This window comes from Vandammella animalimorsus (assembly GCF_002285285.1).
Classification (GTDB): domain Bacteria; phylum Pseudomonadota; class Gammaproteobacteria; order Burkholderiales; family Burkholderiaceae_C; genus Lampropedia; species Lampropedia animalimorsus.
The window spans coordinates 1-24641 of sequence record NZ_NSJF01000002.1 but is presented as its reverse complement, the minus strand read 5'-3'; the positions used below and the strand labels follow the sequence as shown (position 1 = coordinate 24641).

Genomic DNA, 24641 nt, shown 5'->3' with positions numbered 1-24641 from the left:
GGAAGGGCCAATCCATGCAATCGACAAGCCCACTGGGCGTTTTCTCTGAAGTTGGCAAGCTGCGCCGCGTCATGGTGTGCTCCCCAGGCTTGGCGCACACCCGGCTGACGCCGGACAACTGCGACGAGCTGCTGTTCGACGATGTGCTGTGGGTCAGCCAGGCCAAGCGCGACCATTTCGATTTCGTCACCAAGATGCGCGAGCATGGCGTGGAAGTGCTGGAGATGCACAACCTGCTGACCGAGGCCATCAGCCAGCCCGAGAGCCTGCGCTGGGTGCTCGATCGCAAGATCACGGCCAACACTGTGGGCGCCACCGTCATGCACGAGCTGCGCGCCTGGCTGGAGGGGCTGGAGCCGCGCCGCCAGGCCGAGTTCCTGATCGGGGGCGTCAGCGTCAATGACTTGCCCAAGGAGTTCAATCCCGATGGCATGGCCTTCATCAAGGCGGCCAAGGGGCATGGCGGCTTTGCCATTGCGCCGCTGCCCAACACCCAGTTCACCCGCGACACCACCAGCTGGATCTACGGCGGGGTGACGCTCAACCCAATGTACTGGCCCGCGCGCCAGCAGGAGACGCTGCTGGCTGCGGCCATCTACAAGTTCCACCCAATGTTTGCCGGCCAGGTCAAGGTCTGGTGGGGCGACCCGGATCAGTCCTTTGGCAATGCCACGCTGGAAGGTGGCGATGTCTTCCCCATCGGCAAGGGCGTGGTGCTCATCGGCATGGGCGAGCGCAGCTCCATTCAGGGCATTTCGCAGGTGGCGCGCCAGCTGTTCGAGCAGGGCGCGGCCGAGCGCGTCATCGTCGCTGCGCTGCCCAAGACGCGCTCGGCCATGCACCTGGACACGGTCTTCACCTTCTGCGATCGGGATTTGGTCAGCGCCTTCCCTGGCGTGGTGGATCGCATTGCCTCTTTCAGCCTGCGCCCCAGCGACAGTCACCCCAGCGGGCTGGACGTGCGCCAGGAGCGCAAGCCCTTCGTGGACGTGGTGGCCGAGGCGCTGGGCCTGAAAAAGCTGCGGGTTGTGCACACCGGCGGTGACGACTACGCCGCCGAGCGCGAGCAATGGGACGATGGCAACAACGTCATCGCGCTGGAGCCTGGCGTGGTCGTGGGCTACGACCGCAACACCTACACCAACACCTTGCTGCGCAAGGCCGGGGTGGAGGTCATCACCATCAGCTCGGCCGAGCTGGGCCGTGGCCGTGGCGGCGGGCGCTGCATGACCTGCCCCATCGTGCGCGATGCCGTGGACTACTGAACCGCCCGAAGAAAGGACTGCACCATGGCCTACAACCTGCACAACCGCCACCTGCTCAGCCTGCTGCATCACAGCCCAGTGGACTTGCGCTATTTGCTCGATCTGGCCCGCGACCTCAAGCGGGCCAAGTACAGCGGCACGGAGATGCAGCACCTGCGCGGCAAGAACATCGCGCTGATCTTCGAGAAAACCTCCACCCGCACCCGCTGCGCCTTCGAGGTGGCTGCTTACGACCAGGGCGCCAACGTCACCTACATCGACCCCAGCTCCTCGCAGATCGGCCACAAGGAAACCATGAAGGACACTGCCCGCGTGCTCGGGCGCATGTACGACGGCATCGAGTACCGCGGCTTTCACCAAGAAGTCGTACAGGAGCTGGCCCAATACGCCGGCGTGCCCATCTTCAACGGCCTGACCGACGAATACCACCCCACGCAGATGCTGGCCGACGTGCTGACCATGCGCGAGCACAGCGACAAGCCGCTGCACGCCATCAGCTACGCCTACCTGGGCGATGCGCGCAACAACATGGGCAACTCGCTGCTGCTGGTGGGCGCCAAGCTGGGCATGGACGTGCGCATTGCCGCGCCCAAGGCCCTGCAGCCCAGCCAGGAGCTGGTTGAGCAATGCCGCGCCTTTGCCGCCGAAAGCGGCGCGCGCCTGCTGCTGACCGAAGACCCGCGCCAGGCCGTGCAGGGCGTGGATTTCATCCACACCGATGTGTGGGTTTCCATGGGCGAGCCCATCGAGGCCTGGAACGAGCGCATTGAGCTGCTGCTGCCCTACCAAGTCAACCTGGAGATGATCAAGGCCAGCGGCAACGCGCGCGTCAAATTCATGCACTGCCTGCCCGCCTTCCACAACAGCGACACCAAGGTGGGCCAGCAAATCGCCGCGCAATACCCCAACCTGGCCAATGGCATCGAGGTGACCGAGGAGGTCTTCGAATCGCCCTACAACATCGCCTTTGACCAGGCCGAAAACCGCATGCACACCATCAAGGCCGTGCTGGTGGCGGCCCTGGGCGGCCTGTGACCCTGTCGTGAACAGGCCTGCGCCCTGCCCGGCCGCAGCCACCGCCCACCTCAACGCACGCCACAGCACCATCCACCAAGGAGACCCAGCCCATGCGCATCGTCATCGCCCTGGGCGGCAACGCACTGCTCAAGCGCGGCCAGCCCATGAGCGCTGAAAACCAGCGCGACAACGTGCGCCAGGCCGTGGCGCAAATCGCCAAAATCCATGCTGGCAACGAACTCGTCATCGCCCACGGCAACGGCCCGCAGGTGGGCCTGCTGGCCCTGCAGGGGGCAGCCTACACCGAGGTGGACACCTACCCGCTGGACGTGCTGGGCGCACAGACCGAAGGCATGATCGGCTACATGATCGAGCAGGAACTGGGCAATCTGCTGCCCAAGCAGGTGCCGCTGGCCACCATCCTGACCCAGGTCGAGGTGGACTTGGCCGACCCGGCCTTCCAGCACCCCACCAAGCCCATCGGCCCCATCTACGAAGCGGCCCAGGCGCATCAGCTGGCGGCTGAGAAAGGCTGGCACATCGCGCCAGACGGCCCGCATTACCGCCGCGTCGTGCCCAGCCCGCGCCCGCAGCGCATCTTTGAAATCCGCCCCGTGCAATGGCTGCTGCAACAAGGCACGGTGGTGATCTGCGCCGGCGGCGGCGGCATCCCCACCTGCTACGACCAGCAAGGCCGTCTGTGCGGCGTCGAGGCCGTGATCGACAAGGACCTGTGCTCGGCCCTGCTGGCGCAGCAGCTACAGGCCGAGCTGCTGGTCATCGCCACCGATGTGGATGCGGCCTACGTCAACTGGGGCCAGCCCGGCAGCAAGGCCATCGCCCAGGCCCACCCCGATTCACTGCGCACGCTGCCCTTCCCGGCCGGCTCCATGGGCCCGAAGATCGAGGCGGCCTGCGAATTTGCCGAACACACCGGCCACACCGCCGTCATCGGCGCGCTGCAGGACATCGAAGCCATCGTGCGCGGCCAGGCCGGCACCCGCGTCAGCACCGCCGCGCCCGGCATTCGCTACCACTGAATGCCCACCCTTGCAAGGCTTCTGCCCAGAGAGCGCCCCTTTGCGAAGGGTCTGCACAAAACCGAGCGACAGCAGCGTGCGTTGGTAGTGCTATGCCCGACTGTAAACGTCAGCCTAGCCTCATAAAAAAACGGATTCAAATCAGAAGAAGATCGGCAAACAGCTGACAGACTACACAAAGAAAAACGCCCAACCGTGAATGGTTGGGCGTTTGTGTTTGGTGGTGTAGTTCTCTACAAGAGGAGGCTTTCTGTCGCAAGGGCGCTGCCATCGTCGGCGCAGTTCTACGTTGATCGCGCATCCAAGTGTATTGACCCAATGAAAACCTGCACAGGTGTTAACGTTGAAGGAAACGACGATGAGCACCCTGATGGAAGACGACATCAAGCGCTGGACGGCCAAGCATAAAACGGCCCTGGTCCTGGACATCATCCAGGGCAAGACGACAGTCTCGGAGGCTAGCCGGGCTTTCGATCTGAACCCCTGCGAGGTGCAGCAGTGGGTCGATGAAGGCAAGCGGGGCATGGAGAACGCCCTGCGTACCAAGCCGCTGGAAGTCAAGGAGCAGTACGAGAAGCAACTGCGTGAGCTGCAGGAGGCCTACAGCGAAGCCATGCTGGAGCTGCGTGCCAGAAAAAAGCTGGCGTCCCTGCTGGGCAACGAGGACGAGAAATGATCCTCAGCCTTCAGCAGGGATTGGCTGAAGACGGGTTCAAGGTCAGCCTGGTCAAGCTGTGCCAGTGGTTCGAGATACCCCGACGCACGGTGTACTACCGCAGCACCAAGGCCGCGCCCAAGGTGCAAGAGCAGTTCGTCAAGCCGATCAAGGCGATGATCGAAGAGAACCCGTCGTTCGGCTACCGCACGGCAGCGCACCTGCTCGGGTTCAACAAGAACACCGTGCAGCGCATCTTCCAGATCTTGGGCTGGCAGGTGCGCAAGCGCCCGGTGGGCTTCAGGCCACGCATCCAGGCCTTGCCATCCGTGGCCAAAGCGCCTGATGAGCGTTGGTCGACTGACCTGTGCCGGGTGTGGACAGGCCGTGATGGCTGGGCCTGGCTGGCCCTGGTGATCGACTGTTACAGCCGCGAGCTGCTGGGCTGGCACCTCAGCCGCAGCGGCCGATCCAAGACCGCCGAGGCGGCGCTGGAGCAGGCGCTGATCGCCCGTTACGGCTGCCTGGGCAAGGTCAAGCACCCGTTCCTACTGAGATCGGACAACGGCCTGGTGTTCACCAGCCGCAGCTACACAGCCCTGGTCAAGAGCTATGGCCTGCAGCAGGAGTTCATCACCCCTTACAGCCCTGAGCAAAACGGCATGATCGAGCGCGTGATCCGCACGCTCAAAGACCAATGCGTGCACCGCCACCGATTCGAAACCCTGCAGCATGCCAGCCGCGTGATCGGCGATTGGATCGGCTTTTACAACCACCAGCGTCCTCACCAGGCGCTGGGCATGAAGACGCCCGCTGAGGCTTATGCTTTAGCGGCCTGACCTGTGCAGGTTATGCTGGGTCAATACACAAATCCAGAGCAACCGGTTGCCAAAATATCAGCCCCATTTTTCCCAGCAATTTTTATTGTTTCTCAAGTACCCCTCCTCTATTTCCATTTCAAAAATATTTTCCAAAGAAGGATCTAGGCCAATTGCAACCCCTAGCGGTATTATTCTCATATTTTCTTTGGCGATATTTTCCGGATCTCTAGAAAAGCATTCCCACTGATTTTCTTCCCAGCGTATAATTTGCAGCGCCTTTCCTGTTCGAAGGTATTCAATATCCGTAACAACAGTGCTGTCTTCTGGGGCAGAAAAAGGCCATTCATGAAACCACCACTTCCAGGGTAAATTTGAATTATTTTCAGGGAGGAGGCTCATGTCTGGGATGTCTAGAGTGAACTGCTCCAATGGTGGAACTATTTGCTTGGCGTATAGGGTGAATTTATTTCGATCTTTATAGTAATCGACGGCTCCCAACATTAATGACTCAGACCATTCTTGATGGACTTTTCTTAAAGAAAATCCTTTGAGTTCAAATTCATTCTCTGAAGGCCTTGAGTTTAACAAGAAATCGGCACAATTGTCGACTATTTTCATGGCCTCTGTGTTATTGTAGAAATATCCGCCTGCAAAAATTAACTCAAACCCCAGTTTATCACTTAATCCTATCGTGTAACAAAATCTTGGGACTTGAGACTGTATTACGCAGTACTGATACCATCCATATTTTTCAATTTTTTTTCTTATGGTGTTAAGAATTTCTTTGCGATTGATCATTTTTGAAGTTTGATGTGACAAGGTTTGCAAACAACTGCATGATTTTCAGAGTTGGCGGGGCCGCCATCAGCATGTCGAACAATATGATGTCCGTGCGCATCTTCCGGTTTTATATATTTTCCGAACTGCATACATTTATTATCTTGTTCCTCAAGCTTTTTTTGTTTTCCTCTTTACTCCAACCTCTTTTCTATCTCTTTGCGCTGGAGCAACTGAGCCTTTGCCTTTGGCCGGTTTAGAGGAATAGACTTATTAAAATTATTCCCCAACCAATTAAGCGGATTGGCACAGCTCAGCGCACAATTTTGGGCATTGTCGGTTAGCGCATTGGGCCAACAATCAACTTCGCCGGTCAGCGTGTCCATGATGGATGAGCTGGCCGTGCAACGGGCCACACATCTGAAGTAGCTCCAGACGATGGGCGCTATCGGCACTTCTCCCGTGGGGTCAATGTAGCCCAGCGGGTCGCTACTGGCGTATTCGTAGGTATTCAGTCCTCCAAAGATGCCCAGCGGGTCTGACTGAATGTACCGCCCTCTTGCCAGACTGTAGTACCTGAAGTAGTTCTGGTGAAGGCCTGTTTCCTTGTTCCAGTACTGCCCCGGGAACCTGAGGTTGATTTGGGTGCCAGCTGTGCTTTCGGTAGCGGTATTGCCAAACGCCTCGCTGTAGCTTCTCCAGGTCTTGTTGCCGCTCTTGTCGGTCACCAGGATGGGCGTGCCCAGGTGATCCGTGGTGATGTAGTGGTAGCGCGTTTGGCTGCTCGTGAGGCTGCCGTTGTGGATGTCCGCTTGCCAGACCGGGGCGGTGCTCCACAGCTCTTCTTCGGCATCGTGCGTGGCCGGGTGAAGCCATACGCTTTGGTGATCTGCCCTGCTTCGTTGGCTTCAGCCATAAGGGCGCTGTCGCCGTTGAGGTAGTAGGTGGTTTGGCTGCTTTGCCCTTCGATGATGCTCTTGGCAATTCTGCGCCCTTTTCCCGTCAACGGCGGCAAGCAATGCGCGCGCGGTGAAGGCAATGAGCGCCTCGCACCCATCATGACGAGCAACCGCAAGCACGTGCTTATGCTCTGGAGCTCCCATTGAAACGAACATAGCCTGATGTAAAAGGATTTTTACGTGTGCCAATGCGGAAAGGTTGGCGCAGACTTCGGGAGAACTGCAGAACAAAGAATAGGAGGAAAGGGCCAGATCGGTGGCCCATGTGCATAGGCTCTGGCACACGCAAAACGGCGCAGACCCGCGCAGTGTTCGGAACGCGCAAAGAAAAACGCCCAACCGTGAATGGTTGGGCGTTTGTGTTTGGTGGCTCGGGGCGGAATCGAACCACCGACACGCGGATTTTCAATCCGCTGCTCTACCAACTGAGCTACCGAGCCAAGCCTCAGATTTTATCACTGTTTTTTTGCAGCAGAGGCCAAGCAGCGATATTTTTGCTTGCCGCGCCCGATGCCCGATGCCCGATGCCCGATGCCCGATGCCCGATGGGCTGCGGCCCATCACGACACGCTGCTGTTGCGCCGCTTACCCAGCTCTACGCCAAGCTGGCGCAGCTTGCGGTAGAGGTGGGTGCGCTCCAGGCCGGTTTTTTCCGCCACGCGCGTCATGGAGCCGCCCTCGCGCGCCAGGTGGAACTCGAAGTAGGCTTTTTCGAAATGGTCCCGAGCTTCGCGCAGTGGGCGATCCAGATCAAAGTCCTGATGCTGCTCAGGCAATGTTTTTTCTGGCGGGATGGCGCGGATGACGTGGGCATCCGGGGGCGAAGTTGTTGCAGGGGGTTGGGGGGCGCTCGCCTGGGTAATCTTGTCCATGGCGCTGCTGGCTGCGCTGACCATGGCCGCCGGCGAACTTTTCTCCAGCGCCTGATTCACTGCCTTGAGCAGTTTTTGCAGGGTAATGGGTTTTTCCAGGAACGAGAACGCGCCAATGCGCGTGGCCTCGACGGCGGTGTCTATGGTGGCGTGGCCGCTCATCATGATGACGGGCATGTCGAGCTGCCCGGCCAGAGACCATTCCTTGAGCAGGCTGACGCCGTCCGTGTCGGGCATCCAGATGTCCAACAGCACCAGGTCGTATTTGCTTTCGCCGCATGCCGTGCGGGCCTGGCCTGCGTTTTGCGCCAGGTCGACATGATGGCCTTCGTCGTTGAGTATTTCGGAGAGCAGGTCCCTGATGCCCAGCTCGTCATCCACAACCAATATGTTTGCCATGTTCTTCGGTAACCGTTTGTTTTCGAGTTCTCGCTGCGAGCGTCTCACGCGGGATGCGCCGGCGCCGCTGGCTCGAACGACAGCGATATGCGCGCACCCACGACCTCCCCCTGCTCGTTTTGCACATTGCCTAAATCAATCAGCGCGTGGTGCTCGTCGGCGATCTTCTTGACGACCGCCAGCCCCAGGCCCGTGCCCTTGGCCTTGGTGGTGACGTAGGGCTCAAAAACGCGCCGGAGCATGCTGTCCGGAAAGCCGGTGCCGTTGTCCTCCACACACAAGCGCACTCGCCGCGCCGCCTCACTCCAATGGGTACTTACCATGATTTTTGCTGGCAATTCTGCACGATTCTCTTGGGCTTGCAGGCTTGCATCCTGCGCATTCTGTAAGAGATTGTGGATGACTTGGCGCAATTGCATCGCATCGCCCAGGATGGGCGGGCAGCCCGGCTCGAGTTGGGCCACGATGCCGAAGCTGGCGTTTTCCGTGCCGTAGAGCTGCAGCACATCATGCACCAGCGCATTGAGGTCCAGCACTTCGAGGCGCGCCGTGGGCAGGCGCGCATAGTCGCGAAATTCGTTGACCAGGCGCTGCATGGCATCGACCTGATCGACGATGGTTTGCACCGATTTTTGCAGGATACCTTCTTCCTTTTCGGGCAGCTTGCCCGTCAGGCGCATTTGCAGGCGCTCGGCCGAGAGCTGGATGGGGGTGAGCGGATTTTTGATTTCGTGCGCCAGGCGACGCGCCACTTCGCCCCAGGCTTCGGCGCGCTGGGCCGAGACCACGTCGGAGATGTCGTCGATCACCACCAGCCGGTTGCCATCGGGCAGCAATGCGCCACGGGCCACGATGCTGAGTGCGAATTCCTTGGCCGCCGCAGGCGCAGCGCCCTGTGGTGGCGCGTACAGCTCGTAGGTGTGCTGCCAGTGGCCCACATCGCGCTCGCCGGCCAGAAAGCTGTCGAAGCGCTGGCGCACGGCCTGGGCAAATTCGTGCAGATCGGGCACCTCGGCCAGCTCCCGCCCGGCATAGGCGGCCAGCGGCGCGCGCAGTACCCGGGTCGCCCCCGGATTGGCCGAGACGATGTGGCCTTGAGTGTCGAGCACCAGCACCCCCGCAGTCAGGTTGTCCAGAATGGTCTGCAGCTGCTCACGCGAGGCGTCGAGCGCAGCCAGGCTTTTTTGCTCGGAGGCGCGCGCCGTGGCCAGCTGGTGGGTCATCAGCGCAAAGGCGCGCGTGAGGCCGCCGAGCTCATCGTTGCGCGGCAAGGCCACCTTGGGGTTGAGGTTGCCCGCGGCCACTTCCTTGACGCCATCGGCCAGGATGAGCACGGGCCGCAGGATTTGGTTGCCCAGCAGCACGGCCAGCACGATGGCGCCAAATACCGCCAGGAACAGACTCAGCGTGAGCGTGCCAATGTACATGCGCCGCAGCCCGTGGCGGCCCTGCGCGCGCTGCTGGTATTCGTCATTGGCCTGGCGCACGGCAAAGGCATCGGCCACCAGCACCTGGGGCACGGGCACGGTGATTTGCAGAAAGCGTACGTCGTCCGTGCCCAGTTGCAGCGTGCCGCCAATGCCGCGCACCAGCACCAGGGTCTGCACCTGCACCGGCGCCTGGCCATCGCTTTGGGCCTGCTCCAGGCCTTCGAGCGCGGCCCATTCGCGCTGCTCGCGGGCCAGGCGAAAGGCCTGGGCCGAAGGCCGATGGGGCAGCGCCGATCCAGGCGCGCCGGTGCTGACGTCCACCTCGCCATTGGCGCGCCAGAGCACCACGTCGTCGGCATCGAATTGCTCACGGATCTGCTCCAGCGCAATGGCCAGCGAGGCCGAGCGCACCTGTTCGAGCTGGTTGGCCGAGTAGCGCGCGCGCGCCGTGGTGTTGACGACCCAGGCATCCAAGGTGGTGCTGGCCATGCCCACGCCGGCGCTCAGCGCGTTTTCCACGCGCACGTCGAACCAGTTCTCGATGGAGCGCGAGACGAACTGGTAGGAAATCACATACACCAGCGCGCCGGGCAGGATGCCCACCACGCAAAACAGCGCAGCCAGCTTGATGAGCAGGCGGCTGCCAAACTTGTTTTGCTGCAAACGCCGGTACAGGCGCCAGCCGCCCCAGGCCAGGATCAGCAGCAGCAAAGCCGCCACCACGCCATTGAAGCCCAAGAGCCAAGGGTAGTACTGCTCGTAGAGGCCATGGCTGTCGGTGGCCAGGGCCAGCACGAACAGCAAAACCAGGGCAATGGCCATGATCACGGCCAAGATCACGCCCAGCGTCCAGCGCAAGCGGCGGCTTTTCTTGGCCGAGGAAGTGGATACTGTCATTCTTCGTGATTCCCGCTGCGGCGCGCGCCCAGGCTGCGCACCGCCATGCATGCGTTACTGCGCGGCGCGTTTGTGCAGCAGCGCATAGAAAAAGCCATCGTGGCTGCCCATCGCGTCCGGCTCCTGGCCCTGGCCATCATGTGCCAGCTCCTGCGGCGGCGTCGGCAGCAATTGCAGCATGGGGCCCAGCAGCTCGGCGTCGGCCTGCGCGCGCATGAAGCGCTCGATCTGCCTTTGGCCCTCGCAATGGAACACCGAGCAGGTGCAGTACAGCAAGCGCCCGCCGGGGCGCAGCAAGGGCCAGAGGCGCTGCAGCAGCAAAGCCTGGCGCTGCGCCAGCTCGGTCAAGTCCTCGGCGCGGCGCAACCAACGGATATCGGCATGTCGGCGCACGATGCCCGAGGCCGAGCAGGGCGCATCCAGCAACAGCAAATCCAGTAGGCGATCGCCCAGCAGCGACTGGCGCCAGCGCTGCGGGGCGCTGGCGTCGGCCACCACCACTTGCGCCTGCGGCAACTGCAGGCGCTGCAGATTCTGCGTGATGCGCTGACAACGCGCCGCATCCACATCCATGGCCAGCAACTGCATGGGCACTCCGCGTACCGCCGCCCACTCCAGCAGATGCGCCGTCTTGCCGCCTGGCGCGGCACAGGCATCGAGCGCCAGCCAGGGCGCTGCCGCACTGGCGGGCGGTGCAAACCCTTCCAGCAGCATGGGCGCTGCGCGCTGCGCAGCCGCATCCTGCACCGAGAACCAGCCCCGGTCAAAGCCAGGCAGCTGGCGCACATCCACGGCCTGGGCCAGCTCCAACCCAGCCTGCGCCACCGCTCGGGCCTGAATACCGGCCTGCTGCAGCTGCTGGGCATATTCCTGGCGTGACAACAGGCTTTCATTGACGCGCAGCGTCAGGGGCGCGCGCTGCTGATTGGCCTGCAGCACAGCCTGCCAATGCGCCGGGTGATCCTGGCGCAGCTGGCGCACCCACCAGGCCGGGTGATTCCAGCGGGCTTGCTCATCGCCTTGCAGCGCCGCTTCCAGCTGCGCGCGCTCGCGCAGAAAACGCCGCAGGCAGGCATTGACGAAGCCGGCCTGCGCCGCCAAGGCACGCTGGCGGCGCATGGCCTGCACCGTCTGGTTGACCACCGTATGCGGGGCATAGGCCGCCTCCTGCGGCGCCAGTAGCAAGGCCAACGCCACCCCTAGCCGGGCCTGCACCGCGCGGCTGGGGGCGCGCCGCGCCAGCAACGCGATCAGCCCCTGCGCCTGCCCCCATTGCCGCAGCGCGGTGTAGAGCAGGGCCTGCGCGCCGGGCCGGCTGGCCGTGGCAGGCCAGCTGGCCACCACCTCACGCGCCGACTGGCCCTGCACAACCTGCATCAGCCCCTGGGCCGCAAGATCGATTAGTTCCGCCAGCGGCGGCTCACAACGTGGGGGGGGCGAGGCAACAGTCAGCATGGCCGCATCATAAAAGCACCAACGCAGCCGCCGGCTGGCATCGCCCCGCATGCAGCCACTTGGCATTGGCATGGCCACAGACGCGACAACGCCCGCTGTTTGCGGGCGTTGTCGTGGGTTGCGCGCAAATGCGAGCTCAAGGAGCCGCTATACCGCGCGTTCAAAGCCCCGCAGGGGGCTTTGCGTCAGGACTCGTCGGAGCTGCTGCTGCCTTCTTCGTCGGCTGCAGGCTCGTCGGCGCTGTTGTGTTCAGCGGCGGCTTCCTGCTCGGCGATGGCGCGGCGCTCGGCTTCGTCCATGGCGTCCTTGGCCTTGCGCGCCTGGTGGTAGGCCAAGCCAGTGCCAGCCGGGATCAGGCGGCCGACGATGACGTTTTCCTTCAGGCCACGCAGCTCGTCGCGCTTGCCCATGATGGCCGCTTCGGTCAGCACGCGCGTGGTTTCCTGGAAGGACGCGGCGGAGATGAACGAATCGGTGGACAGCGAGGCCTTGGTGATGCCCAGCAGCAGGTTGGTGTAGGTCGCGGGGATCTTGCCCTCTTTTTGCAGCGCCTCGTTGGTGTTGAGGATTTCGCTGCGCTCGACCTGCTCGCCCTGGATGTAGCTGGACTCGCCCGGGTTCTCGACCACCACGCGGCGCAGCATCTGGCGCACGATGACCTCGATGTGCTTGTCGTTGATGGGCACGCCCTGCAGGCGATAGACGTCCTGCACCTCGTCAACGATGTAGCGCGAGAGCTCCTCGATGCCCAGCAGGCGCAGGATGTCCTGCGGGTCGGCCGGGCCGTCGACGACCAGTTCGCCCTTGTTGACCACTTGGCCTTCGTGCACCAGCACGTTCTTTTCCTTGGGGATCAGCTCTTCCCAGACACCGCCTTCGGGGTCGGTGATCTGCAGGCGGATCTTGCCCTTGGTCTCCTTGCCGAAGGACACCGTGCCGGTGATCTCGGCCAGCGTGCCCTTGTCTTTGGGCGTGCGCGCCTCGAACAGCTCGGCCACGCGCGGCAGACCGCCGGTAATGTCGCGGGTCTTCTGGCCTTCGATGGGGATGCGCGCCAGCACCTCGCCGGGGCCGACTTCCTGGCCATCGCGCACCTGGATCAGCGCGCCAACCTGGAAGCCGATGGCCACGGAGTGGTCGGTGCCGGGGATCTTGACCTCATTGCCCTGGGCGTCGAGCAGCTTGACCTGCGGACGCACAACCTTGCTGGAGCCACGGCGCTTGGGGTCGATGACCACCAGCGTGGACAGGCCGGTCACGTCGTCGACCTGCTTGGCCACGGTCAGGCCTTCCTCGACGCCATCGAATTTCACCTGGCCGGCAAACTCGGTGATGATCGGGCGCGTCAGCGGATCCCAGTTGGCCAGGATGGTGCCGGCCTTGACCTGCTGATCGGGCTTGACGGTCAGCGTCGCGCCATAGGGCACCTTGTGGCGCTCGCGCTCGCGGCCGTGCTCGTCGTGGATGACGATCTCGCCCGAGCGTGCAATCACCACCAGGTCGCCCTTGGTGTTGGTGACGTAGCGCATGGTGGCGTTGAAGCCGATGATGCCGTTGGACTTGGCTTCCACGCTGGAGGCAATGGCCGCGCGGTTGACCGCGCCGCCGATGTGGAAGGTGCGCATGGTCAGCTGCGTGCCCGGCTCGCCGATGGACTGCGCGGCAATCACGCCCACGGCCTCGCCCAGGTTGATCAGGCCGCCACGGCCCAGGTCGCGGCCATAGCACTTGGCGCACAGGCCGTAGCGCGTGTCGCAGGTCAGCGAGGTGCGCACCTTGACTTCGTCCACGCCGGCGGCTTCCAGGTCGTCGAGCTGGTCTTCCTCCAGCAGCGTGCCGGCGGCCACCAGCACCTGGCGCGTCTCGGGGTGCAGCACGTCCTCGGCCGCAGTGCGGCCCAGAATGCGGTCGCGCAGCGACTCGATGACTTCACCGCCCTCAACCACGGCGCGCATGTAGGTGCCGTTGGTGGTGCCGCAGTCTTCCTCGGTGATGACCAGGTCCTGCGTCACATCCACCAGACGGCGCGTGAGGTAACCGGAGTTGGCGGTCTTGAGCGCCGTGTCGGCCAGACCTTTACGCGCACCGTGCGTGGAGATGAAGTACTGCAGCACGTTCAGCCCTTCACGGAAGTTCGCGGTGATGGGCGTCTCGATGATGGAGCCGTCGGGCTTGGCCATCAGACCGCGCATGCCGGCCAGCTGGCGGATCTGCGCGGCGGAGCCACGCGCGCCGGAGTCGGCCATCATGTAGATGGCGTTGAAGGATTCCTGCTCCACCTCTTTGCCGTGGCGGTCGATGGTCTTTTCCTTGGCCAGCTGTTGCATCATGACCTTGGAGACTTCGTCACCGGCCTTGCCCCAGATGTCCACCACCTTGTTGTAGCGCTCGCCTGCGGTCACCAAGCCGGAGGTGTATTGCTGCTCGATCTCCTTGACCTCGGCCTCGGCGCGGCTGACGATGCTGTGCTTTTGCGGCGGCACCAGCATGTCCTCGATGGCAATCGAGATGCCCGCGCGCGTGGCCAGCCGGAAGCCGTTTTGCAGCAGCTTGTCGGCAAACACCACGGTGTCCTTCAAACCGCACTTGCGGAACGCGGCGTTGATGAGCTTGGAGATTTCCTTTTTCTTCAGCGCCTTGTTGATGACTTCGAACGGCAGGCCCTTGGGCAGGATTTCCGACAGCAGGGCGCGGCCCACGGTGGTATCGCGCACCTTGGTGTTGGCTTCGAGCTCGCCCGTGGTCTTGTTCTTGACCCATTCGGTCAGGCGCACGCCCACCTTGGCGTTGAGCTCGACCACGCCCGCATCCAGCGCACGCTGCACTTCGCCGATATCGGCAAACACCATGCCTTCGCCCTTGCCGTTGATTTTTTCACGGGTGGCGAAGTACAGGCCCAGCACCACGTCCTGCGAGGGCACGATGGAGGGCTCGCCCGAGGCCGGGAACAGCACGTTGTTGGATGCGAGCATGAGCACGCGCGCTTCCATCTGCGCTTCCACCGACAGCGGCACGTGCACAGCCATCTGGTCGCCGTCGAAGTCGGCGTTGAAGGCCGCGCACACCAGCGGGTGCAGCTGGATGGCCTTGCCTTCGATCAGGATGGGCTCGAAGGCCTGGATGCCCAGGCGGTGCAGCGTGGGCGCGCGGTTGAGCAGCACCGGGTGCTCGCGGATGACTTCTTCCAGAATGTCCCACACCACGGGCGAGCCGCTCTCGACTTCCTTCTTGGCGGCCTTGATGGTGGTGGCGATGCCGCGCTGCTCCAGCTGGGCAAAGATGAAGGGCTTGAACAGCTCGAGCGCCATCAGCTTGGGCAGGCCGCACTGGTGCAGCTTGAGCGTGGGGCCCACGGTAATCACCGAGCGGCCGGAGTAGTCCACGCGCTTGCCCAACAGGTTCTGACGGAAGCGACCGCCCTTACCCTTGATCATGTCGGCCAGGGACTTGAGCGCGCGCTTGTTGGCGCCCGTCATGGCCTTGCCACGGCGGCCATTGTCCAGCAGCGAATCGACCGATTCCTGCAGCATGCGCTTTTCGTTGCGCGCAATGATCTCCGGCGCCTTGAGCTCCAGCAGGCGGCGCAGGCGGTTGTTGCGGTTGATGACGCGACGATACAGGTCGTTCAGATCGGAGGTGGCAAAGCGCCCGCCATCGAGCGGTACCAGCGGGCGCAGATCGGGCGGCAGCACCGGCAGCACTTCCATCACCATCCAGCCGGGCTTGATGCCGGACTTGCGGAACGACTCCAGCACCTTCAGGCGCTTGGAGTTTTTCTTGACCTTGGCCTCGGAGCCAGTCATGTCGCCGCGCAGGCGCTCAATCTCGGCCTCGATGTCGATGCCATCGAGCAGCTCCTTGATGCCTTCGGCGCCCATGCGGGCCTCGAACTCATCGCCGTACTCCTCGCGCTTGGCGTCGTATTCGTCCTCGCTCATGATGCTGAACTTCTTCAGCGGCGTCATGCCCGGCTCGGTCACGACGTAGGCCTCGAAGTACAGCACGCGCTCGATGTCGCGCAGCGTCATGTCCAGCACCAGGCCCAGGCGGCTGGGCAGGGACTTGAGGAACCAGATGTGCGCGCAGGGCGCGGCCAGGTCGATATGGCCCATGCGCTCGCGGCGCACCTTGGTCTGCGTGACTTCCACGCCGCACTTCTCGCAGATCACGCCGCGGTGCTTGAGGCGCTTGTACTTGCCGCACAGGCACTCGTAGTCCTTGATCGGGCCGAAGATCTTGGCGCAGAACAGGCCGTCGCGCTCGGGCTTGAAGGTGCGGTAGTTGATGGTCTCGGGCTTTTTCACTTCGCCAAAGGACCAGGAGCGGATCTTCTCGGGCGAGGCCAGGCCCACCTTGATGGCGTCAAAGTGGTCGTCGGGCGTGAATTGCTTGAACAGGTCGAGTAAGGATTGCATGGTGTGAACTCCTTTGGCTCATCAGTTGCGTTCGAGCTCGATGTCGAGGCCCAGCGAACGGATTTCCTTGACCAGCACGTTGAAGGATTCGGGCATGCCCGCCTCGATGGCGTGCTCGCCCTTGACGATGGACTCATAGACCTTGGTGCGGCCAGTCACGTCGTCGGACTTGACGGTGAGCATTTCCTGCAGCACGTAAGAGGCGCCATAGGCCTCCAGCGCCCAGACTTCCATCTCCCCGAAACGCTGACCGCCGAACTGCGCCTTGCCGCCCAGCGGCTGCTGGGTGACCAGCGAGTACGGGCCGGTGGAGCGCGCGTGCATCTTGTCGTCCACCAAATGGTGCAGTTTCAGGAAGTGCATGTAGCCGATGGTGGTCGGGCGCTCAAAGCGCTCGCCGGTGCGGCCGTCGTACAGGTATGCCTGGGTGCGCGTTTCGGTCAGGCCCTTGGCCTTGGCCACATCGTCCGGGTAGGCCAGCTGCAGCATGTTCTGGATGTCCTGCTCGTCCGCGCCGTCGAACACTGGCGTAGCAAAGGGCACACCGCTTTTGAGGTTGCGCGCCATCTCGATGATTTGCTCATCGCTGAAGGCGTCCAGGTCCTCCTGGCGGCCGGCCTGGTTGTAGACCTTGGCCAGGAAGGCACGGATTTCCTTGACCTGCTTGCCTTTTTCCACTTCCAGCAAGGCGGCAATGCGTTCTCCCAGGCCTTTGGCGGCCCAGCCCAGGTGCACTTCCAGCACCTGGCCCACGTTCATGCGCGAGGGCACGCCCAACGGGTTGAGCACGATGTCGGCGGTGGTGCCGTCGGCCAGATAGGGCATGTCCTCGATCGGCACGATCTTGGACACCACGCCCTTGTTACCGTGGCGGCCGGCCATCTTGTCGCCCGGCTGCAGGCGGCGTTTGACGGCCAGATAGACCTTGACCATCTTCAGCACGCCCGGCGGCAGTTCATCGCCCTGCGTGAGCTTGCGGCGCTTTTCATCGAACGAGAGGTCGAAGCTGTGGCGCGTGGCTTCGATGGCGTTCTTCATGCTCTCGAGCTGTGCGGCCACGGCCTCGTCGGCCGGGCGGATGTCGAACCAGTGGTACTTGTCCACCGAATCCAGATAAGCCGCCTCGATCTTGCTGCCCTTGGCCAGCTTTTGCGGGCCGCCGTTGGCGACCTTGCCCAGCAGCAGCTTGCGCACGCGGTCGAAGGCGTCGGCCTCGACGATGCGCAGCTGGTCGTTCAGGTCCAGGCGGTAGCGCTTGAGCTCGTCCTCGATGATTTGCTGGGCGCGCTTGTCGCGCTCGATGCCTTCGCGGGTGAAGACCTGCACATCGATCACTGTGCCCTGCGAGCCTTGATCCACGCGCAGCGAGGTGTCCTTCACGTCGCTGGCCTTCTCGCCGAAGATGGCGCGCAGCAGCTTTTCTTCTGGCGTCAGCGTGGTCTCGCCCTTGGGCGTGACCTTGCCCACCAGCACGTCGCCGGGCTGCACCTCGGCGCCCACGTAGATGATGCCGGAGTCGTCCAGGCGGTTGAGTTGTTGCTCGGACAGGTTGGGAATGTCGCGCGTGATTTCCTCGGCGCCCAGCTTGGTGTCGCGCGCCATCACCACCAGCTCCTCGATGTGGATGGAGGTGTAGCGGTCGTCGGCCACGACGCGCTCGGACAGCATCACCGAGTCCTCGAAGTTGTAGCCGTTCCAGGGCATGAAGGCGATCAGCATGTTCTGCCCCAGGGCCAGCTCGCCCAGGTCGGTCGAGCCGCCATCGGCAATCACATCGCCCTTGGCCAGCCGGTCGCCCTTCTTGACGATGGGGCGCTGGTGGATGTTGGTGTTCTGGTTGCTGCGCTGGTATTTGATGAGGTTGTAGATGTCCACGCCCACTTCACCGGCGATGGCCTCGTCATCGTTGGCGCGGATCACGATGCGTGTGGCATCAACGTAATCGACCACGCCACCGCGCTTGGCAGTGACCACGGTGCCCGAGTCCACGGCCGAGACGCGCTCGATGCCCGTGCCCACGAAGGGCTTTTCCGGGCGCAGCACCGGCACGGCCTGGCGCTGCATGTTGGCGCCCATCAGCGCGCGGTTGGCGTCGTCGTGCTCCAGGAAGGGCACGAGCGAGGCCGCCACGGAGACGATCTGTGCAGGGGAAACGTCCATGTACTGCACGCGGCTGGGGTTGACCAGGATGGATTCGCCCTTCTCGCGCGCCGACACCAGATCGCCGGTCAGGTTGCCGTCCTTGTCCAGCTCGGCGTTGGCCTGGGCGATGATGTAGTCGCCTTCCTTGATGGCCGAGAGGTAGTCAATTTCATCGGTGACTTTGCCATCGACCACGCGACGGTACGGCGTTTCGATGAAGCCATATTCGTTCAGGCGCGCATACAACGCCAGCGAGTTGATCAGACCGATGTTCGGGCCTTCAGGCGTTTCGATCGGGCAGACGCGACCGTAGTGGGTGACGTGCACGTCGCGCACCTCGAAGCCGGCGCGCTCGCGCGTCAGACCGCCTGGGCCCAGGGCCGAGACGCGGCGCTTGTGCGTGATCTCCGACAGCGGGTTGGTCTGGTCCATGAACTGCGACAGCTGCGAAGCGCCGAAGAACTCCTTGAGCGCGGCCGAGATCGGCTTGGAGTTGATCAAATCGTGCGGCATCAGCGGCTCTTGCTCCGCCGTGCCCAGGCGCTCCTTGACTGCTTTCTCGATGCGCGCCAGGCCGGTGCGGTACTGGTTTTCGGCCAACTCGCCCACGCCACGCACACGGCGGTTGCCCAGGTGGTCGATGTCGTCGACCTCGCCAATGCCGTTGCGCAAATCGACCAGGATCTTGACCACCGAGAGGATGTCCTCGTTGGACAGCACCATCGCCCCGTTCGGGTCGGGGTTGCCGATCTTGGCGTTGAACTTCATGCGCCCCACGCGCGACAGGTCGTAGGTGTCCGGGTTGAAGAACAGGCGGAAGAACAGGGCCTGCACGGCATCCTCGGTGGGCGGCTCGCCAGGGCGCATCATGCGGTAGATGGCCACGCGCGCCTGGTATTCGTCCGGGGTCTCGTCGGTGCGCAGCGTCTGCGAGATGAAGCTGCCACGGTTGAGCTCGTTGGTGTAGATGCAGGGCAGTTGCTTGACGCCTGCGCTGCGCAGCTTCTTGAGCAGGGCTTCGGTCAGCTCCTCGTTGACCTTGGCAATGATCTCGCCGGTGTCGGGATCGACAATGTTCTTGGCCACGACGCGGCCCAGCAGAAAGTCCTCGGGCACGGAGATTTCCTTCAGCCCGGCCTGCTCCAGCTCACGGATGTGGCGCGCCGTGATGCGCTTGTCCTTGGCGACGATCACATTGCCCTTGGCGTCCGTGATGTCAAAGCGCGCCTGCTCGCCCTTGAGGCGCTCGGGCACCAGCTCCATGCGCGCGCCACTGTCCATCAAGGTGAAGTTGTCGTTGTCGAAGAAGTTCGCCAGGATGGCCTCGGGCGTCAGGCCGATGGCCTTGAGCAGAATCGTCACCGGCATCTTGCGACGGCGATCGACGCGGAAGTACAGCAGATCCTTGGGGTCGAACTCGAAGTCCAGCCAAGAGCCACGGTAGGGAATCACGCGCGCCGAGAACAGCAGCTTGCCCGAGCTGTGGGTCTTGCCCTTGTCGTGCTCGAAGAACACGCCGGGGCTGCGGTGCAGCTGGCTGACGATGACGCGCTCAGTGCCGTTGATGATGAACGAGCCCTTGTCGGTCATCAGTGGCACTTCGCCCATGTAGACCTCTTGCTCCTTCACTTCCTTGACGACCTTGTTCTGCGCCGTCGAGGAGTCGCGGTCGTAGATGATCAGCTGCAGGCGCGCGCGCACGGCCGAGGCAAAGGTCAGGCCACGAGTTTGGCACTCGCGCACGTCGAAAGCCGGCTTGGCCAGGTTGTATTCGATGAACTTCATCTCCACAAAGCCATTGTGCGAGACGATGGGGAACGCCGAGTTGAACGCTGCCTGCAAGCCTTCATCCAGGCGTTTCTTGGGCGGCACCTCCGCCTGCAGAAATGCCGTGTAGGCATCCTTTTGCATCTGCAGCAGATAGGGAATGTTCAAAACGCTGTCGCGGCGCCCGAAGCTTTTGCGGATACGTTTGCGTTCAGTAAAGGAATAGGCCATGAGATCTCCGGTCTGAAGGGTTCAGGGGGATTCTTCGACGGTTGTACTTGCAAGCGCAGCTCCAGCGCGCAGGGCCCGGGTGCCGGGGGCGCAAAAGACGTGGCGCTCAAGTCTTGGCGGTTGGCCACTACCAACCATGGCTGACGGCGGTGCATTGCACACCGCCCGACCAAGGTGCCTTGCTGTGTCGTGAATTCAGAAAGCACACCAAAACGCTCCACGAGGAACGCTTTCGTCTGCACTCTGCAGCGCGCTTGGGCGGGCAGGCAAGCAGGCTTGTGGCCTGCCCAGCCCAAAACGACAAGAGCCAGGCAGCTGCACTTCGTGCGCGCCTGGCTGTCGTCGCTCTGAAGCGATTACTTCAGTTCGGCCTTGGCGCCAGCTTCTTCCAGCTTCTTCAGAGCGGCTTCTGCATCGGCCTTGGGCATGCCTTCCTTGACGGTCTTGGGTGCGCCATCGACCAGGTCCTTGGCTTCCTTCAGGCCCAGGCCGGTGATTTCGCGCACGGCCTTGATCACGGAGACCTTGTTGCTGCCAGCGTCCTTGAGCTCCAGGTTGAACTCGGTCTTTTCTTCTGCAGCAGCAGCGGCGCCACCGCCACCAGCGGCGGCAGGAGCAGCCATTGCAGCAGCGCTCACGCCAAACTTCTCTTCGATCGCCTTGACCAGGTCGTTCAGTTCCAGCACGGTCATGCTGTCCAGAGCCGTCAGGAATGCGTCTTTATCGAATGCCATTTTGAAATCCTCTTTGCAATTGATTCAGTTCATTGGGTTGCCAGCCTAGCGCCTGTGATGGTTGCAGCGCCCGATCGAAAAATCGACCGGCAGGCTCGGCAGGGGTCATCAGGCGGCTGCTTCTTCGCCCTTTTTCTCGGCCAGCGCTGCCAGCACGCGCGCTGTGCGCGAGACGGGCGATTGCATCAGGCCAAGCAGCTGCGACAGCAGCACTTCCTTGGTGGGGATGCTTGCCAATTGCTTGACAGCATCGGCATCCAAAGGCTTGCCTTCGTATGCACCACCACGGATCACCAGCTTGTCATTGGTCTTGGCGAAATCGGCCACCACCTTGGCGGCGGCAACGGCGTCTTCCGAAAAACCATAGATCAGCGGCCCCGTGAGCTGGTCAGACACCACCTCGAACGCACTGCCAGCCACGGCGCGACGTGCCAGCGTGTTCTTCAACACGCTCAGGGTCACGTTCTGCTCGCGGGCCTTGATGCGCAGCTGTGTCAGATCAGCCACCGTGATGCCACGGTACTCCGCCATCACCAGCGTCTGGGATTTGGCGGCGAGGTCAGCCACCTGTGCGACGACTGCCTCTTTTTGACTGCGATTCAGACTCAAGGTCCTCTCCTTTCAATGCAATGCTGCTCTGCCCGACATGCCAAGCATTGCGGCATTGCGCCCAGTTAAGCGACCAACTGCCAGAGAATATCAGTGTGTTTCTCCACAGTGGGCACCATCTACGCTGGCCCGCCCCAAAAGTCATGCGACGCAGCAGGCGGCTTAAGCAAGGCCAGAGGCCCTACACCAGCGGTCTCGGATGACCTGCCGGCACCTTCGGTAAAGAGAGGCACCGGCAGCCCACCTGAACCCGCATCTTCAACGACCATGAAGCCGTTGAAGATGCAGGAATTTTTTTGTTCGACCCAAACCTGCCGTACTCAGGCAAGCCCAGGTCCGTCTCGCCCCCAAATCAGGCAGAGATGGTTTGCGTATCAACGCGCACGCCGATACCCATGGTCGAGGACACAGCCACCTTGCGCAGGTACACGCCCTTGGCGCCAGCGGGCTTGGCCTTGTTCAGCGCCTCGATCAGCGCCTGCAGGTTTTGCTGCAGCTTCTCACTCTCGAACGAGCGACGACCGATGGTGCCATGGATGATGCCAGCCTTGTCCACACGGAACTGCACCTGACCTGCCTTGGCATTCTTCACGGCCGTGGCAACGTCGGGCGTCACAGTGCCAACCTTGGGGTTGGGCATCAGGCCGCGCGGGCCCAGGATCTGACCCAGTGCACCAACAACACGCATGGCATCTGGAGCGGCAATCACCACGTCATAGGGGATATTGCCGGTCTTGAACTCGGCAGCCAGCTCGTCCATGCCCACCACGTCGGCGCCAGCGGCCTTGGCTTCCTCGGCCTTGGAGCCCTGGGCAAACACGGCCACGCGAGCCGTCTTACCAGTGCCATTGGGCAGCACCACGGCGCCACGCACCACCTGGTCGGATTTCTTGGCATCCACACCCAGCTGCACAGCCACGTCGATGGACTCGTCAAACTTGGCAGTCGCCGCCTCCTTCACCAACGCAATGGCGTCAGCCCAGGGGTAGAGCTTGTTGGAATCGACCTTGCCCTGCAGGGCCTTTTGCTTTTTGGTCAGCTTTGCCATCTCACACCCCTTCCACAGTCACACCCATCGAGCGCGCAGAACCAGCGATGATGCGCACAGCAGCATCCAGATCGGCCGCATTGAGGTCGGCCATCTTGGTCTTGGCGATCTCTTCCAGCTGTGCTCGGGTGATCTTGCCAACCTTTTGCTTGTTCGGGTTGGACGAGCCCTTATCCAGCTTGATGGCCTTCTTGATCAAGGTCGTCGCAGGCGGCGTCTTGATGATGAAGGTGAAGCTCTTGTCCGCGTAAGCAGTAATCACCACCGGCAGAGGCAAACCAGGCTCCATGCCCTGAGTTTGCGCATTGAACGCCTTGGTGAACTCCATGATGTTCAGGCCACGCTGACCGAGCGCGGGGCCGATGGGAGGCGAAGGATTGGCCTTGCCCGCCGGCACTTGCAGCTTGATAAAGCCGACAATTTTCTTTGCCATGCAAAACTCCTATTCGGGTCCAACGCCTACTGCGCCAAGGCATCGCTCTGGCGCCATTGGCTCCCCGATTGATTGAAAAGATCGCGCGCAAGCAGCTGTCAATACAGCAAATTTTGCGGCGAACCGCGAATTATATGTGCAGGCCTAAAATCCTGCAAGCCTATCGCTCAAAATAAGGGCATCCCATACCACGCAGCCCTTCACCCCGACGCTGCAGTCAATGGGCAAGCAACATAAAAGCCCGGCACGCCGGGCTTTTGTTCTTGAGGCATCTGCCTTGGGGTGTCATGTCTTCTCGACCTGGGCAAATTCCAGCTCCACAGGGGTGGAGCGGCCAAATATCATCACCGAGACGCGAAGACGATTGCGCTCGTAGTTGACTTCTTCAACGCTGCCATTGAAGTCAGCAAATGGCCCTTCTTTGACGCGCACCAACTCACCCACCATGAACTCCACCTTATGGCGCGGCTTCTCGCCATCGCCTTGCATGCGCTCGAGAATTTTCTGCACTTCGCGATCCGGGATCGGCGTAGGCTTGTTACGCCCCCCGCCAACGAAACCCGTGACCTTACTGGTCTGCTTGACCAGGTGCCAGCTCTCGTCATCCATCACCATTTCGACGAAGACGTAATTCGGGTAGAGCTTGTGCTCAGTCGTCTTGCGCTGGCCATTCTTGACCTCGACCACTTCTTCAGTAGGCACCAGGATGCGACCGAACTTGTGATTGACGCCCGCACGGGCTACTCGCTCAAGAATATTGCGCTCCACCGCCTTCTCCATACCGGAGTAGGCTTGCACGATGTACCAGCGCTTGCCGCTGCTGGCCTCAGACGTCGGCTGCTGCTCGCTTTTTTCCATTTCGGTCATCAGTCCCTCCAGCCCAACAGCAAATCAAAAATCACCCACCCCACCGTCACATCAGTCAACCAAAGGAATGTAGCCATGATCACGGCAAAGGCGAACACATATCCGGTCATTTGCATGGCCTCTTTGCGGGTCGGCCAAACTACTTTCTTCAACTCGTTCCAGGAGTCTTTCACATAACCGACGAAGTCGCGCCCCGGGTTAGACCACAGAAACACCAGAGCCGCCAACAGAAAGGCCACCAGCAGTCCCAGCCACTGCACCCAACCGCCATGAGCCTCCAGCATGTAAAAAGCCACGATGCCCCCTACCACCAGCAGAGCACTCACAAGCAACTTGACCACACTGGCACCGGATCCGACGGTTTCCACCTGCGATGACACAGCCATTTCTTACTCCTTGGGCATCACGGGCCAAGCCCGAAACACCACATAGACTCATACACGAAACCCGCCAACACAGGGCGGGTTTTTCAAATCAAACGCAAGGCAAACGATGGAGCCGGGTGGCAGGGGCAGTAGGAATCGAACCTACAACCTTCGGTTTTGGAGACCGACGCTCTGCCAATTGAGCTATACCCCTATTGCTCTTGTTTCTGCTACAGCGCTTGCTGCTTACTGGAGCAGAAATCCATCGCTTGCTGCAGCGCCGCCTTGTCAGGCAATGATCTTGGCCACCACGCCAGCGCCGACGGTACGACCGCCTTCGCGGATCGCAAAACGCAGGCCCTCTTCCATGGCGATCGGGGCAATCAGCTTGACGGTGATGCTGACGTTGTCGCCAGGCATGACCATTTCCTTGCCTTCGGGCA

The 24641-nt window shown here is 62.0% G+C and carries 20 protein-coding genes and 2 tRNA genes; 5 read left to right on the top strand and 17 right to left on the bottom strand.

Annotation, left to right across the window (positions count from 1 at the left end; translation table 11 throughout):
• Nucleotides 1-14: 14 nt before the first annotated feature.
• From arcA to CK620_RS03420, 5 genes are all read left to right on the top strand, one after another.
• Nucleotides 15-1265, top strand: a complete 1251-nt coding sequence (gene arcA, locus CK620_RS03440; protein ID WP_095549144.1) for an arginine deiminase — start codon at nucleotides 15-17, stop codon at nucleotides 1263-1265.
• A gap of 24 nt (nucleotides 1266-1289) precedes the next feature.
• Nucleotides 1290-2300, top strand: a complete 1011-nt coding sequence (locus CK620_RS03435; protein WP_095543365.1) for an ornithine carbamoyltransferase — start codon at nucleotides 1290-1292, stop codon at nucleotides 2298-2300.
• Nucleotides 2301-2392: 92 nt separating this feature from the next.
• Nucleotides 2393-3322: a carbamate kinase gene (gene arcC / locus CK620_RS03430; RefSeq protein ID WP_095549143.1), complete on the top strand. Its 930-nt coding sequence runs from the start codon at nucleotides 2393-2395 to the stop codon at nucleotides 3320-3322.
• A 358-nt stretch (nucleotides 3323-3680) separates the two neighbouring features.
• Nucleotides 3681-3998 (top strand): transposase, encoded by a 318-nt coding sequence (locus CK620_RS03425; RefSeq protein ID WP_095549563.1) that lies wholly within the window; start codon nucleotides 3681-3683, stop codon nucleotides 3996-3998.
• A complete protein-coding gene (locus CK620_RS03420) occupies nucleotides 3995-4816 on the top strand; it encodes an IS3 family transposase (protein ID WP_095549142.1) in 822 nt (273 codons plus the stop codon). Before CK620_RS03425 ends, CK620_RS03420 begins: the two co-directional genes overlap by 4 nt.
• 57 nt (nucleotides 4817-4873) lie before the next feature.
• On the opposite strand, the gene CK620_RS13725 is transcribed toward CK620_RS03420, so the two are convergent.
• From CK620_RS13725 to CK620_RS03340, 17 genes are all read right to left on the bottom strand, one after another.
• Nucleotides 4874-5596, bottom strand: coding sequence for a DUF4262 domain-containing protein (locus tag CK620_RS13725; RefSeq protein WP_143325903.1), 723 nt, complete (start codon nucleotides 5594-5596; stop codon nucleotides 4874-4876).
• A complete protein-coding gene (locus CK620_RS14450) occupies nucleotides 5593-5727 on the bottom strand; it encodes an HNH endonuclease signature motif containing protein (RefSeq protein WP_095549141.1) in 135 nt (44 codons plus the stop codon). Before CK620_RS14450 ends, CK620_RS13725 begins: the two co-directional genes overlap by 4 nt.
• A gap of 42 nt (nucleotides 5728-5769) precedes the next feature.
• Nucleotides 5770-6381: an RHS repeat domain-containing protein gene (locus tag CK620_RS03410; protein ID WP_478212750.1), complete on the bottom strand. Its 612-nt coding sequence runs from the start codon at nucleotides 6379-6381 to the stop codon at nucleotides 5770-5772.
• Nucleotides 6382-6898: 517 nt separating this feature from the next.
• A tRNA-Phe gene (locus tag CK620_RS03405) sits at nucleotides 6899-6974 on the bottom strand.
• Nucleotides 6975-7094: 120 nt separating this feature from the next.
• Complete coding sequence (locus tag CK620_RS03400) at nucleotides 7095-7805, bottom strand: response regulator (RefSeq protein ID WP_095549139.1); 711 nt, start codon at nucleotides 7803-7805, stop codon at nucleotides 7095-7097.
• 44 nt (nucleotides 7806-7849) lie between these two features.
• Nucleotides 7850-10132 carry a sensor histidine kinase gene (locus CK620_RS03395; RefSeq protein ID WP_095549138.1) on the bottom strand — a complete coding sequence of 761 codons (2283 nt, stop codon included), beginning with the start codon at nucleotides 10130-10132 and terminating at the stop codon, nucleotides 7850-7852.
• 54 nt (nucleotides 10133-10186) lie between these two features.
• Entirely contained in the window at nucleotides 10187-11587 is a 1401-nt protein-coding gene (gene rsmB / locus CK620_RS03390) for a 16S rRNA (cytosine(967)-C(5))-methyltransferase RsmB (protein WP_095549562.1), read from the bottom strand.
• 185 nt (nucleotides 11588-11772) lie between these two features.
• A complete protein-coding gene (rpoC, locus tag CK620_RS03385) occupies nucleotides 11773-16002 on the bottom strand; it encodes a DNA-directed RNA polymerase subunit beta' (protein WP_095549137.1) in 4230 nt (1409 codons plus the stop codon).
• Between the two features lie 21 nt (nucleotides 16003-16023).
• A complete protein-coding gene (rpoB, locus tag CK620_RS03380) occupies nucleotides 16024-20142 on the bottom strand; it encodes a DNA-directed RNA polymerase subunit beta (protein WP_095549136.1) in 4119 nt (1372 codons plus the stop codon).
• Between the two features lie 356 nt (nucleotides 20143-20498).
• Nucleotides 20499-20876: a 50S ribosomal protein L7/L12 gene (gene rplL, locus CK620_RS03375; RefSeq protein WP_095539389.1), complete on the bottom strand. Its 378-nt coding sequence runs from the start codon at nucleotides 20874-20876 to the stop codon at nucleotides 20499-20501.
• 108 nt (nucleotides 20877-20984) lie between these two features.
• Nucleotides 20985-21485 (bottom strand): 50S ribosomal protein L10, encoded by a 501-nt coding sequence (rplJ, locus tag CK620_RS03370; protein ID WP_095539390.1) that lies wholly within the window; start codon nucleotides 21483-21485, stop codon nucleotides 20985-20987.
• Nucleotides 21486-21837: 352 nt separating this feature from the next.
• Nucleotides 21838-22533 (bottom strand): 50S ribosomal protein L1, encoded by a 696-nt coding sequence (gene rplA / locus CK620_RS03365; protein ID WP_095549135.1) that lies wholly within the window; start codon nucleotides 22531-22533, stop codon nucleotides 21838-21840.
• 1 nt (nucleotide 22534) lies between these two features.
• Nucleotides 22535-22966: a 50S ribosomal protein L11 gene (gene rplK, locus CK620_RS03360; RefSeq protein WP_095539392.1), complete on the bottom strand. Its 432-nt coding sequence runs from the start codon at nucleotides 22964-22966 to the stop codon at nucleotides 22535-22537.
• A gap of 285 nt (nucleotides 22967-23251) precedes the next feature.
• Nucleotides 23252-23833 carry a transcription termination/antitermination protein NusG gene (gene nusG, locus CK620_RS03355; protein WP_095549134.1) on the bottom strand — a complete coding sequence of 194 codons (582 nt, stop codon included), beginning with the start codon at nucleotides 23831-23833 and terminating at the stop codon, nucleotides 23252-23254.
• The gene (gene secE, locus CK620_RS03350) at nucleotides 23833-24219 is read right to left on the bottom strand and encodes a preprotein translocase subunit SecE (protein WP_095543352.1); all 387 of its coding nucleotides are present in this window, start codon (nucleotides 24217-24219) and stop codon (nucleotides 23833-23835) included. The genes nusG and secE overlap by 1 nt, the downstream gene beginning before the upstream one ends.
• 117 nt (nucleotides 24220-24336) lie before the next feature.
• A tRNA-Trp gene (locus tag CK620_RS03345) sits at nucleotides 24337-24412 on the bottom strand.
• A 74-nt stretch (nucleotides 24413-24486) separates the two neighbouring features.
• Nucleotides 24487-24641 (bottom strand): EF-Tu C-terminal domain-related protein (locus CK620_RS03340; protein WP_473964913.1); only part of this gene is annotated, 155 nt, incomplete at its 5' end.